9 protein-coding genes are annotated in these 12,564 nt (G+C 70.4%); 5 read left to right on the forward strand and 4 right to left on the reverse strand.

Going from position 1 to position 12,564, the window contains the following annotated elements; translation table 11 throughout:
* Positions 1 to 236 precede the first annotated feature (236 nt).
* On the forward strand, positions 237 to 1,181 hold the full coding sequence (locus AC5P1B_RS15590; RefSeq protein ID WP_493887715.1) for a hypothetical protein: 945 nt from the start codon (positions 237 to 239) through the stop codon (positions 1,179 to 1,181).
* 117 nt (positions 1,182 to 1,298) lie between these two features.
* Here AC5P1B_RS15590 and AC5P1B_RS15595 read toward each other — a convergent pair whose 3' ends face one another.
* Positions 1,299 to 1,721, reverse strand: coding sequence for a Rieske (2Fe-2S) protein (locus AC5P1B_RS15595; RefSeq protein ID WP_493887716.1), 423 nt, complete (start codon positions 1,719 to 1,721; stop codon positions 1,299 to 1,301).
* A gap of 262 nt (positions 1,722 to 1,983) precedes the next feature.
* Here AC5P1B_RS15595 and AC5P1B_RS15600 point away from each other — a divergent pair, with 262 nt between their 5' ends.
* Together AC5P1B_RS15600 and AC5P1B_RS15605 are read left to right on the forward strand one after the other, a co-directional pair.
* Positions 1,984 to 3,225, forward strand: coding sequence for a LacI family DNA-binding transcriptional regulator (locus tag AC5P1B_RS15600; RefSeq protein WP_493887717.1), 1,242 nt, complete (start codon positions 1,984 to 1,986; stop codon positions 3,223 to 3,225).
* A 55-nt stretch (positions 3,226 to 3,280) separates the two neighbouring features.
* Complete coding sequence (locus tag AC5P1B_RS15605) at positions 3,281 to 4,222, forward strand: carbohydrate kinase family protein (protein ID WP_493887719.1); 942 nt, start codon at positions 3,281 to 3,283, stop codon at positions 4,220 to 4,222.
* Positions 4,223 to 4,445: 223 nt separating this feature from the next.
* Here AC5P1B_RS15605 and uvrA read toward each other — a convergent pair whose 3' ends face one another.
* Positions 4,446 to 7,508, reverse strand: coding sequence for an excinuclease ABC subunit UvrA (gene uvrA / locus AC5P1B_RS15610; RefSeq protein WP_493887720.1), 3,063 nt, complete (start codon positions 7,506 to 7,508; stop codon positions 4,446 to 4,448).
* A 182-nt stretch (positions 7,509 to 7,690) separates the two neighbouring features.
* Here uvrA and AC5P1B_RS15615 point away from each other — a divergent pair, with 182 nt between their 5' ends.
* Positions 7,691 to 8,407 (forward strand): maleylpyruvate isomerase family mycothiol-dependent enzyme, encoded by a 717-nt coding sequence (locus AC5P1B_RS15615; protein ID WP_493887721.1) that lies wholly within the window; start codon positions 7,691 to 7,693, stop codon positions 8,405 to 8,407.
* A gap of 4 nt (positions 8,408 to 8,411) precedes the next feature.
* The gene (locus AC5P1B_RS15620) at positions 8,412 to 9,068 is read left to right on the forward strand and encodes an MBL fold metallo-hydrolase (protein WP_493887723.1); all 657 of its coding nucleotides are present in this window, start codon (positions 8,412 to 8,414) and stop codon (positions 9,066 to 9,068) included.
* Positions 9,069 to 9,225: 157 nt separating this feature from the next.
* On the opposite strand, the gene AC5P1B_RS15625 is transcribed toward AC5P1B_RS15620, so the two are convergent.
* Positions 9,226 to 10,221, reverse strand: coding sequence for a TerC family protein (locus AC5P1B_RS15625; protein ID WP_493887724.1), 996 nt, complete (start codon positions 10,219 to 10,221; stop codon positions 9,226 to 9,228).
* 239 nt (positions 10,222 to 10,460) lie between these two features.
* Positions 10,461 to 12,458 carry a TerD family protein gene (locus AC5P1B_RS15630; RefSeq protein WP_493887725.1) on the reverse strand — a complete coding sequence of 666 codons (1,998 nt, stop codon included), beginning with the start codon at positions 12,456 to 12,458 and terminating at the stop codon, positions 10,461 to 10,463.
* Between the last annotated feature and the right edge of the window lie 106 nt (positions 12,459 to 12,564).

A 12,564-nucleotide genomic window follows, 5' to 3' on the forward strand; every position in this document is an offset into this window, starting at 1 on the left:
AGGAGCGCGTCCGGACGCTGGGAGGAGCATCGGGTGTTGTCTGGGTACGGTCAACACGTTTCAATGCGGAATGACACACCGATGTGAACGGTCAGGACCACATGTGAACGCCTTGTGCCCTCCTCGCTGGATAGCAGCAGCCCGAGCATCGAAGCGGTCTGTTCCGCTCGTGAACGTTCACTCGTGAACATCGGTGTGTGAATATCCGTCCTGAGCTCACTCAGGGGAGGCATGCGATGAGACACACCACCGCGCAGTCGGCCACGGCCGAAGCCGAATTGGCCCAGGCGCTGAGCACCGGTCCCTTCCCGCTGGCGCTGCGCGCCGCACTCACCGCGCGCGGCCTCGCCCTGCACCGGGTCCAGCACCGGCTCGCCCAGCGCGGCGTCAAGGTCGGCGTCACCAGCCTCAGCTACTGGCAGCAGGGCGCCCGTACGCCGCGCAGGCCCGAGTCGCTACGCGCCGTACGGGCTCTGGAAGAGGTGCTGGAACTGCCCGCGCACTCACTGACCCGGCTGCTCGAACCGGCCCTGCGGCCAGAGACCGAACGCCCCGTCTCCCGCTCCCTCCGCTCACTGCTCGAACAGTCCGGCGCGCTGGCGCAGTTGATCGCCGACCTCGGCTCGCCGGTCGACGGCGGCCTGCACACCGTCTGCCACCTGGAGCGCGTCCAGATCGGGCCCAAGCGCGAACTGCGCGCGCGTGAGTCGCAGCAGGTGGTCCGCGCCCACCGGGACGGCGTGGACCGCTACCTCTCCATCCACCACGGCGACAGCGGCTGCGAGCCCAGCCTGATGCGGGTGCGGGCGACGGACAACTGCCGGGTCGGCAGGATGCGCTGGCACACGGGCACCGGCGTCCTCGTCACGGAACTGCTCTTCGACGCCCGGCTGCGCGCCGGGGACACCTACGTCTTCGGCTACGTCGTCGAGGACGGCACCGCGGGCGAGAGCACCGAATACGTCAGGGGCTTCACGTACGCGGGCGGGCAGTATGTCCTCCAGGTGCGGTTCGACCCGGCGGCCCTGCCGGTCCGCTGCCACCGCTTCGCCCAGGGCTCGGCCGGTGCCCCGCGCAGCGGACAGCGGGAACTCACACTGAGCGGCCAGCACCGCACCGTGCACCTCACCGAGCAGGGCGTACGCCCCGGCATACTCGGCATCGGCTGGGACTGGACGTAGTCCCGCCAGGCCACCGCGCGAGCCGCCGACCGGGAGAGGCTGGCAGCGGGAGCCCCGGGCCGCGGAGCCCGGCCGGCCCGGCCCGTCCGGGACGGGTGAGCGGGGGCGCCCGGCGCGCTACGCCTTGGGGCCCGCCACGAGCTTGCCGCCCTCCGTCCGCACCGGCACCGAGGGCAGCGGCGCCCCAGCCGGGCCGTCCAGCACCTTGCCGGTCGCCGGATCGAACTGGCTCTTGTGGCAAGGACAGTGGGCCTTCCCGTCCTCGATCTTCCTCAGGGTGCACCCCGAGTGTGTGCACACCGCGCTGAAAGCCCTGAACTCGCCCTTCACCGGCTGCGCGACCAGCAGCCGGTCGTCGCGGTAGAGCTTCGCTCCCCCGACCGGGACCTCGGTCGGCGCGCCGAGCTCGACGGGCGCGGTGGGCGTCGGCGACCCCGGGCGGCGCTCCCCCGCCGAGCAGGCGGCCACGCCGAGCCCCGCCGCACCGGCCAGCGCCGCCCCTCGCAGGACGGTACGACGACTCGCGGGCTGGCAGCTCATGGTGACTCCACGGGACACAGGTGATCACGGACCGTTCGCCCCCCGACGATACCTGGCCCAGCGAGTGCGTAAACGCTTGCGTAAACGTTTACGCGGGGTGATCGCGTGCGGTACGTTCCTGCCCCGCCCACTGTCGGCACCGACGCCGGACGAGGCGGCCGGAGCCGGTGCCGCGGACCGAGGGCTCCGGACGTGCCACCGCGTGGGTGACGGCTCAACAGGGACTCACCAGAGACTCTTCAAGAACCGGAGAGGGACACCGATGGCGACCATGCACGACGTGGCGAGGCACGCCGGTGTCTCCATCGCCACCGTCTCGCATGTCCTGAACGCGACCCGCCCGGTACGCCCCGCCACCCGTGAAGCGGTACTGCGAGCCATCGACGCGCTGGGCTACACCCACAACACCCTCGCCCGCTCCCTGGTGACCTCCCGCACCCGCTCGATCGGCCTCGCCGTGTCCGCCGTCAGCAACCCGTACTTCACCGAGATCCTGCGGGGCGTGGAGACCAACGCCATGCGGCACGGCTACGGCCTGCTGATCGCCGACCCGCACGACGACCCGGTACGCGAACGCCAGGCGGTACAGCTTCTGCACGAGCGGCGGGTGGACGGCGTGATCGTCGCGCCGTCCGCCGACCCCGGCGGCGTGATCGGCTATCTGTCGCGGCACCGGGTCCCGGCCGTGTTCATCGACCGGCTGGTGGACGGCGCGGGCGGTGTGAGCGGCGCGGCGGACGCGGCGGGCGCCCCCTCGGCCGCGGCGGAGCCGGGCCCTCCCGCGTACGACCAGGTGTACGACCAGGTCTGCTCGGAGAACGCCGGGCCCATGGAAGAGCTCGTCCTGCACCTCGCCGGCCTCGGCCACACCCGGATCGGACTGGTCTCCGGACTGGCGGGACTGAGCACCACCACCGAGCGGATGGCGGGCTACCGCGCCGGACTACGGCGCCGGGACCTGGCGTTCGACCCCTCTCTCGTAGCGGACGGCAACTCCCAGGCGGAGGGCGCCCGGCTGGCCACCGGACGGCTGCTGTCGCACTCCGCTCCCCCCACCGCGCTCATCACGGCGAACAACGCCATGACCATCGGCGCCCTGAGCGCCCTGCGCGAACTCGGCCTCGCTGTCCCGCGCGACATCGCCCTGGCCTGCTTCGACGACTTCACCTGGGCGGACCTCTTCCAGCCGCGGCTCACGGCCATCGCCCAGCCGTGCCTGGAGCTCGGCGCCACCGCCGTACGCCTGCTGCTCGACCGGCTGGACGCTCCCGGCCGACCGCCCCGGACCGTGCGGCTGCCGTGCTCCTTCGCCCACCGCACGTCCTGCGGCTGCCCACCCACCAGCGCCTCCACGGACGCCCCAGCCACCGCCCTCGCCACCACCCACTCGTCCGCCCCTTGCGACGCGCCGATCCCGCCTTCCAGCAGCGCCGCCCAGCCCGTGTGGCGGCCCCCGTCCCCCCACACACCCGGCCTTCCACACGCGCCCCACCCACACCCCTGAAGCGTCCCGATCCGCAGCCAGGGACGCGCCCCCTTGCAGGAGAGGACTCCCACTCATGATCGTCGTTGCCGGAGAAGCCCTGATCGACCTGATCCCGGGCGGGACGGGGACGCCGGCCACCCAGGGAGAGCTGCCCCTGCTGGTGCCCCGGCGCGGCGGCGGCCCGTACAACACCGCCGTCGCCCTGGGGCGGCTGGGCTCACCCACCGCGTTCTGCTCCCGGGTCTCCTCGGACGGCTTCGGGGCGACCCTGCTCGAAGGGCTGCGTGCCGCCGGGGTGGACACCTCGCTGGTGCAGCGCGGCCCGCAGCCCACCACGCTGGCGGTGGCCGAGGTCGGCGGCGACGGCTCGGCCGGGTACGTCTTCTACGTCGAGGGCACCGCGGACCGGCTCTTCCAGCTTCCGGCCGCCCTGCCGCCGGGGACGACCGCCCTGTCGCTGGGGACGTGTTCACTCGTGCTGGAGCCGGGCGCCAGCGCGTATGAGGCGCTGTTGCGCCGGGAGGCCGCGCGGGGGGTGTTCACCGCTCTAGATCCCAATATCCGGGCCGCGCTGATCCCGGACGGGGACGCCTACCGTGCCCGCTTCCGTGGCTGGCTGCCGCACGTCAGCCTGCTGAAACTCTCCGTCGAGGACGCGACCTGGCTGGCCGGCTCGTCCGACGCGGGCGGCGCCGTTGGCGACTGGCTGGCGGCAGGCCCGGCGGCTGTTGTCCTCACCCATGGCGGGGACGGGCTCAGCGTCCACACGCGGGCAGGCGGGGACGTCCGGGTGCCTGGCGCCCCGGTCGATGTGGTGGACACCATCGGCGCAGGCGACACCGTCAATGCCGCTCTGCTGCACCGGCTCGCCTCTCACGACGCGCTGTCCAGCGACGCGTTGGCACGGCTCAGCACCGACACCTGGCGCGACATCCTGTGCTTCGCAGCCCGCGCTGCCGCCCTCACCTGCTCCCGGCCGGGCGCCGAACCGCCCTACGCAGCGGAGCTCGCCTGACCGGTACGCGCCCTTGCATCCTGGCGCCCGGCCCCCTGGCGCCCGGCGGGGCTCCCCCGACGCCCCTCGCCGCCCGCCGCCGGACGGGTCTCGTCTCTTGGAGCCCGTCGGCGGCGACTGCCGCCGGCCCTGGACCCATGCCGCCGTCCCGGTGTCGGGTGCCGGTCCCGCGACGACCGTGGCGTGGTCGCCTGACCTGGGGCCGGCGGCTGGGCAGGACCGCTTACGCGCCGCGCGTGCGCGTGGCCTTCTTCGCCACGGTCCTCTTCGTGGTGGCCGCCTTCCCCGTGGCGGACTTCGCGGGCTTCTTCGCGGCCGGGGCCTTCTTGGTGGCTATGGCCTGCTTCGCGGTGGTCTTCCCGGTCGCTCCGGCCGCGATGGCCACCTTCGCGGCCGTCTTCTTCACGGCCCTCTTCCGCGTCGGAGGCGACCCGGCGTCGCTGACCCGGTCGCCCAGCAGGTCCCGGAGGAACTTGCCCGTGTGGCTGGTCGAGACCGACGCCACCTGCTCCGGGGTTCCCTCGGCGACGACCAGACCGCCGCCGCTGCCGCCTTCCGGACCCATGTCCACGACCCAGTCAGCCGTCTTGATGACATCGAGGTTGTGCTCGATGACGATCACGGTGTTGCCCTTGTCGACCAGACCGGACAGCACCTTGATCAACTTGCTGATGTCCTCGAAGTGCAGGCCGGTGGTCGGCTCGTCCAGCACGTACACCGTGCGGCCCGTCGAGCGCTTCTGCAGCTCGCTGGAGAGCTTGACGCGCTGCGCCTCACCACCGGAGAGGGTCGGCGCGGACTGTCCGAGCCGCACATAGCCGAGCCCGACCTCGTTGAGCGTCCGCAGATGGCGGGCGATGGCGGGCACGGCCTCGAAGAACTCCAGGCCCTCCTCGATGGGCATGTCCAGCACCTCGGCAATGGACTTGCCCTTGTAGTGCACCTCAAGGGTCTCCCGGTTGTACCGCGCGCCGTGGCAGACCTCGCACGGCACGTACACATCCGGCAGGAAGTTCATCTCGATCTTGATCGTGCCGTCGCCGGAGCAGTTCTCACAGCGGCCGCCCTTGACGTTGAACGAGAACCGGCCGGGCAGATAGCCACGGACCTTGGCCTCCATCGTCTCCGCGAAGAGCTTGCGGACATGGTCGAAGACGCCGGTGTACGTCGCCGGGTTGGAGCGCGGCGTACGGCCGATCGGCGACTGGTCCACATGCACGACCTTGTCGACGAGGTCGTCGCCTTCGACCCGGGTGTGCCGCCCGGGCACGGACCGCGCACCGTTCAGCTCTCGCGCGAGGTGGGTGTACAGGATGTCGTTGACCAGCGTCGACTTGCCCGAACCCGACACGCCGGTGACGGCGGTCAGCACACCCAGGGGGAAGGACACATCGATGTCCTGGAGGTTGTTCTCCCGCGCGCCATGGACGGTCAGCTGGCGCTCGGCGTCGACCGGGCGGCGGTCCACCGGTGTCGCGATGGCCCGCTTGCCCGCCAGATACTGCCCGGTGATCGAGTCGTCGTTACGGAGCAGCTCCGCCAGCGAGCCGCTGTGCACCACCTTGCCGCCGTGCTCGCCCGCTCCGGGGCCGATGTCCACCACCCAGTCCGAGGCCTTGATGGTGTCCTCGTCGTGCTCCACCACGATGAGGGTGTTGCCGAGGTCGCGGAGGCGCACCAGGGTCTCGATGAGCCGGTGGTTGTCGCGCTGGTGCAGGCCGATGGACGGCTCGTCGAGGACATAGAGCACGCCGACGAGGCCGGAGCCGATCTGGGTGGCGAGCCGGATGCGCTGCGCCTCACCACCGGAGAGCGTGCCCGCCGCCCGGTTGAGCGAGAGGTAGTCCAGGCCTACGTCCACGAGGAACCGCAGCCGCTCGTTGACCTCCTTGAGCACCCGCTCGGCGATCTTCTTCTCCCGCGCGCTGAGCTTGAGGTCACGCAGGAAGTCGGCGCACTCGCTGATCGACATCGCGGCGATCTCCGCGATGGACCGGCTCTGCACGGTCACAGCGAGGACGATCGGCTTGAGCCTGGTGCCCTCACAGGTCGGGCACGGCACCTCGCGCATGTAGCCCTCGAAGCGCTCCCGGCTGGTGTCGCTCTCCGCCTCCGAATGCCGCCGCTTGACGAAGGGCACCGCGCCCTCGAACGCGGTGGTGTAGGCGCGCTCGCGTCCGTAGCGGTTGCGGTAGCGGACCTCGATCTGCGTCCGGTGCCCGTTGAGCAGGGCCTTCTTGGCCCGCTGCGGGAGCCCGGCCCAGGGGATGTCCGTACGGAAGCCGAGCGCGTCGGCGAGCGCTCCCACCAGGCGGCCGAAGTAGTCCTTGGTGTGGCCGTGGGACCAGGGGTGGACCGCCCCCTCGTCCAGGGACTTGTCCTCGTCCGGGACGATCAGCTCCGGGTCGACCTCCATGCGGGTGCCGATGCCGGAGCAGTCCGGGCAGGCGCCGAAGGGAGAGTTGAAGGAGAAGGAGCGCGGCTCCAGCTCCTCGAAGGACAGGTCGTCGTACGGGCAGTAAAGGTGCTCCGAGAACATCCGCTCGCGCTGCGGGTCGTCCTCTTCGAGGTCCACGAAGTCGAGGATGACCATGCCGCCGGAGAGGCCGAGGGCCGTCTCCACCGAGTCGGTCAGCCGCCGCTTGGCGCTGTCCTTCACGGTGAGGCGGTCGACCACCACCTCGATGGTGTGCTTCTCCTGCTTCTTGAGCGTGGGCGGGTCGGAGAGCTGGATCGTCGTCCCGTCCACCCGGGCCCGGCTGTACCCCTTGGTCTGCAGGTCGCTGAAGAGGTCGACGAACTCTCCCTTGCGCTCCCGCGCCAGTGGCGACAAGACCTGGAAGCGGCTGCCCTCGGGCAGCTCAAGCACACGGTCCACGATCGCCTGCGGCGACTGGCGGGCGATCGGGCGGCCGCACTCCGGGCAGTGCGGCTTGCCGATCCGGGCGAAGAGGAGCCTGAGGTAGTCGTAGACCTCGGTGATCGTGCCGACCGTGGAGCGCGGGTTGCGCGATGTGGACTTCTGGTCGATGGAGACCGCGGGAGACAGGCCCTCGATGAAGTCCACATCGGGCTTGTCCATCTGGCCCAGGAACTGGCGGGCGTAGGAGGAGAGCGACTCGACGTACCGGCGCTGCCCCTCGGCGAAGATCGTGTCAAACGCGAGAGAGGACTTACCCGACCCCGAGAGCCCGGTGAAAACGATGAGGGAGTCACGCGGGAGGTCGAGCGAGACATTCTTGAGATTGTGCTCGCGAGCGCCACGGACGATGAGACGGTCGGCCACGCCGGTCGGCACCTTTCTTGAGAGAGGCAGAGCGGAGCGGTGCCCCGGAAACCCAGGGTATGGGGGGCGCTCCCTTGACGTCGTACTTCGATGCCATCAACGAGCCTATAGCACGCACATTCGAATTACGGAGAAACTCTGCCACCTTCACCCGATCGGGTGGCGAGCACTACCTTTGGATCATGACCGACTTCGCGCACGACGCGGCCGCCGTCCAGGCAGCCACCGACCGACTGCTGACCGCGGTGACCTCGCTGGACGATGACGCGGCCGCCCGTCCGTCGCTGCTGCCCGGCTGGACACGGGGCCACATCCTCGGGCACCTCTCCCGCAACGCCGACGCCCTCGTGAATCTCCTCACGTGGGCGCGCACCGGCGAAGAAATCCCGATGTACCCCGATGACGGCGCGCGCAACGCGGACATCGAGCGCGACGCCGACCGACCCATGGCCGTGCACCTCGACGATCTGCGCACGAGCGCCTTCCGCTTCAATTCCGCGGCCGCCGCCCTACCGAAGGACCGCTGGGACTTCGAGGTCGCCATGCGCAACGGCGTGACCGAACGCGCCGCCCGGCTGCCGTTCCGGCGGCTCGTCGAGATCGAGCTGCACCACGTTGACCTGGACATCGGCTACCAGCTGACGGATCTGCCCGCCGATTTCGTCGAGCAGGAGATCGAGTTCCTCGCCGACGGGAAGTTCTCCGGCCACCCAGCCGTGCCGCCGCTGCTCCTCACCGCCCCCGGAGGCCGCAGCTGGCGCACGGGACGAGCCGAGGGCGACCCGGCCACTGTCGAGGGTACGCCCGTCGCACTGCTCGGCTGGCTCACCGGCCGCGGCGGCGACTCGGTCCCCACGTCGTCTGACGCTCCGCTGCCCGCCCTCCCGCCGCTAGGCTGAGACCATGACGTACAGCGGAACGGTGGAGGTCGGCGGACCCGCCGACGTACGCGAGCTGCCCGACCTGATGATCTCGAAGCTCGCCGTCGGCCCGATGAACAACAACGCGTATTTGCTGCGCTGCCGGGCCACTGGTGAGCAACTGCTCATCGACGCGGCCAACGACTCCTCAAGGCTGCTCGCCTTCCTCGGCGACGACGGCGCTGCTTCCGTCGTCACCACTCACCAGCACGGCGACCACTGGCAGGCGCTCGACGCCGTGGTGGAGGCCACCGGCGCCCGCACCTACGCGGGACGGCTCGACGCCGAGGGCATTCCGGTGGCGACCGATGTCCTGGTGGACGACGGCGACACGATCCGGGTCGGCCGGGTCGAGCTGACCGCGCGCCATCTCGCCGGCCACACCCCGGGCAGCATCGCCCTGGTCTACGACGACGCGCACGGCCATCCCCACGTCTTCACCGGCGACTGCCTCTTCCCCGGCGGTGTCGGGAACACCTGGGGCGAGGAGCGGTCCTTCACCAGCCTGATCAACGACGTGCGGAGCAAGCTGTTCGACGTGCTGCCGGACGAGACCTGGGTCTACCCCGGCCACGGCGCCGACACCACGCTCGGCGCCGAGCGCCCGCACCTCGCCGAGTGGCGCGAGCGCGGCTGGTAGCACGACGAACCCCAGGCAGCAGACCTGTCCGTAGGCGAGGCTCTTGACGGCAGCGCTTACGCGGACGCGGCGGCACATGGCCGGATAGCACCGGAGAACGCACCGAAGGGGCGCGCCAGGGATGCCACTCCCCGGTGCGCCCCTTCGGGCTGCCCGATCAGACGTCGACGCTGTCCTTCTCCGCGGCGTTCTTCGCGGCGTCCACCTTGGTCTGCTTCTTGTTGGCGCCGAGGCTGGTGATGGTCGTGATGACGAGCACCGCGCAGATGACGCCGAGCGAGACCGGGATGCTGATCTCCGGAACGTGCACACCGGACTCGTGCAGCGCGTGCAGGACCAGCTTCACTCCGATGAAGCCGAGGATGACCGACAGCCCGTACGACAGGTGGACCAGCTTCTTCAGCAGTCCGCCGATGAGGAAGTACAGCTGGCGCAGACCCATCAGGGCGAAGGCGTTCGCGGTGAAGACGATGTACGGGTCCTGGGTCAGGCCGAAGATCGCCGGGATCGAGTCCAGCGCGAACAGGACATCCGTCGTACCGATGGCCAGCATGACGATGAGCATCGGCGTTATCAGCCGCTTGCCGTTCTCGACGACGAACAGCTTGGTGCCGTGGTACTTGTCGGTCGAGGGGAAGCGCCGCTCCACCATCTTCAGGAAGCGGTTCTCCTCGAACTCCTCTTCCTCCTCCTCGGCACGGGCCTCCTGGATGAGCTTCCACGCCGTCCAGATCAGGAAGGCGCCGAAGATGTAGAAGACCCAGGCGAAGTTCGCGATGATCGCGGCTCCGGCGCCGATGAACCCGGCGCGCAGCACCAGGGCTATCAGCACACCCACCATCAGCACCCGCTGCTGGTAGATCGTCGGCACCGCGAACTTCGCCATGATCAGGACGAAGACGAAGAGGTTGTCGACGCTCAGCGACTTCTCGGTGATGAAGCCCGCGAAGAACTCACCGGACGGCTGACCGCCCCCGAATATCAGCAGGCCGAGCCCGAACAGCCCGGCGAGGGCGATCCAGACGGCGGTCCAGATTCCGGCCTCCTTGAGGGAGACCTCGTGTGGTTTGCGGCCACCGATGAAGAAATCGATGGCGATCAGGGCGGACAGACCAAGAATGGTCAGCACCCACAGGGTCAAGGAAACGTCCACTGCTCCTCCGGCAGATTGCGTACGGCATCTATCAGCGTCGTCGCTGCCGGAGGTCTCTTCCGCCTGGGCCGCCAAGCCGGCCGAGCCCAGACCGACGCCCCGGGATCAGATCGATCCGTGATGACGGGAACGTCGCAGTAGGAGTACTCCCCTCCGCGAAAAGAAGAGTACAGGAAAACCCAAGGAAGAGTAAAGGTAAGGATAAAAGCGCAAGTCAGGCTGGCTTTAAGGTCAAGTGATCATTCCGCCACGTCGTGCTCGCCGTAGGACTCGCGCGCCCGTGCCACCAGTGTCAGGACGTGGGTCAGCACATCGCTCCCCCGAGGCACGAGCGACGGCTCGTACGTCCAGGCATGCCCGACCCAGGGGTCGGCGAGGTGGTCGTCGGGGACCGGCGTGACACGCAGCAGAGAGCGCCACAGCGGATCGAGCACCGGCCCGTACGCCCGGGCGTCCTCCCGGTCGGCCACCATCATCAGGTGGACGCCGACCGAGGGACCCTCGTCCGCGAGGTAGCGCAGCTGAGTGACAGCCCGGTCGTCGAAACCGTGCGGGAAGTCATTGACGATCAGCAGTTGCTGAGCGGTGTCGAGGTCACGCGGCAGCGCGTCCACGGCGCCGCTGCGGATGGCCATCTGTACGAGGTCGACCCGCTGCGTCAGCTTCGCGAGGACCGCCGAGACGCCCTGCGCCCCGGTCGCGGGCGGCTCGGGCAAGGCTCCCGTGCTCGTCAGCGGGGCAAGCGTGGACGCGGCCGATCCGGCCGGGTCGATCACATGGACCGCGAACTCGCCGACCGGGTAGACCGCCAGCAGACGCGCGGCATGCGCGACGGCGCTCTCCATCGCGAGCCGTCGCAGCTCCGTGGAGTCCAGCATCGCGGAGTCCGGCGAAGCCGCACGCCCGCTGTCCACCCACAGACCGCGCTCAAGCGGTAGCCGCACGATCATGGGAATGTGCAGGTCAGCGCATTCCGGGAGGCTCAGATCACCGAGGCGCAGGGCCATCGGGATCTCCATCGGGACCTCGAAGCCCTGCCATACGGGGCTCTCCCAGCGGGCGAACGCGGGCGGCAGGGCGGGTTCGACCACCTCGGCCTCGGCGGCGAGCTGCGCGAGGTCGCGGTCCAGGACGGCACGTGCCCTGTCCACCAGCTCGCAGTGCTTGGCGCGCGCCTGCGCGCGGGCCGAGTCGGCGAGCGGCCCCACACGGCTGCGGGGGTCGGAGAGCACCTTGTCGAGCTCCTGCTCCATCCGGGAGTCCGCGAAGTCGACCGCGCTGCGGTACGCCGCCATCGTCCGGGCCAGGTCCTCGAACATGCCCCAGACCTGGTTGTACAGCCGCTCCTCCATCGTCCAGCCAGAGGCGTCCCCCGCGACCGGCGCGGGAGGCTGCCCCGCCGGGCCGGGCGGAGCCGCCGCGGGAGGCGGCGTCGGCGCCGAGCTCTGACGACCGGGGTGCTGGTAGTTGACCGGCCCGCCCGCCGGCTGCGGAGCTGACACGTCCGCGCCGCCCACCGTGCCACCGGAATCCGGCGTACCGATCTGGCCGGACGCTCCGCCGCTCACCGGGGAGTCGGCACGGGGACCGCGCTCACCGGCGTCACCGGCTCCTGCGGGCGCCGTCCGGACCCGCCCGTCCCCGGCGTTGGTCCGCGCCGAGGACGGCGGCGGAGTGAGGGAGCGGGCCATGCCTCGCGCCACGGCGTCGTTGATCTCACCGGCCAGCACCACCGCCTCGGGCAATCCCTGGTCCTGCAGCATGGCCGCGAGCCCGCCCGCGTACCCCTGGCCGACGGCACGCACCTTCCACGCGTCCTGCCTGCGGTACAGCTCCACCCCGACGACCGCGGACTCCGCGTCCAGGTCGGTGATCGTGTAACTGGCTATCTCGTCCCCGTCGAGGCTCGTGACCGCGACGAAGGGGGCGGGCAGGCCGCCGAACCGTGCGGGTCCGCCGCCTGTCGGCAAGGCGAGCAGCACTGTCACCCGGTGCACCGCCGACGGCACCGCGTCCAGATCGACCGCGAGGCGGTGGTCAGCGGCGGCCTGCTTGGACACCTCAAGTCCGGGGACATGGGGGGCTGCCGGGTGCGCGACCCAGTCGGCACCACGCACGGTCCCCTGGTCGTCTCCGAGTGTCGCTCCGGCGATGACGGGCTTGCCCGCCGCGATCCGGATCTCCAAACGGGTCTGAGGCAGCGGGTGGTTCTGCCCTCGGACCAGCTCGGCCGTCATCACTGCGCCCTCTCGTCGTGGTGTGCTGCGTGCTGTGTGTGCGTCTGTGCTGGGGTGGCGCGGGCCGCCTGCGCGGCTCCGTCCCGGCTGGTAGCGGCTGCGCCGG

This window comes from Streptomyces sp. A01 (assembly GCF_059026195.1).

Bases quoted from the DNA above. Each gene is read 5' to 3' on its own strand.
- AC5P1B_RS15630 (WP_493887725.1), bottom strand. From the start codon at position 12,458: ATGACGGCCGAGCTGGTCCGAGGGCAGAACCACCCGCTGCCTCAGACC.
- AC5P1B_RS15605 (WP_493887719.1), top strand. From the start codon at position 3,281: ATGATCGTCGTTGCCGGAGAAGCCCTGATCGACCTGATCCCGGGCGGG.
- AC5P1B_RS15620 (WP_493887723.1), top strand. From the start codon at position 8,412: ATGACGTACAGCGGAACGGTGGAGGTCGGCGGACCCGCCGACGTACGC.
- AC5P1B_RS15615 (WP_493887721.1), top strand. From the start codon at position 7,691: ATGACCGACTTCGCGCACGACGCGGCCGCCGTCCAGGCAGCCACCGAC.
- AC5P1B_RS15595 (WP_493887716.1), bottom strand. From the start codon at position 1,721: ATGAGCTGCCAGCCCGCGAGTCGTCGTACCGTCCTGCGAGGGGCGGCG.
- AC5P1B_RS15600 (WP_493887717.1), top strand. From the start codon at position 1,984: ATGGCGACCATGCACGACGTGGCGAGGCACGCCGGTGTCTCCATCGCC.
- AC5P1B_RS15590 (WP_493887715.1), top strand. From the start codon at position 237: ATGAGACACACCACCGCGCAGTCGGCCACGGCCGAAGCCGAATTGGCC.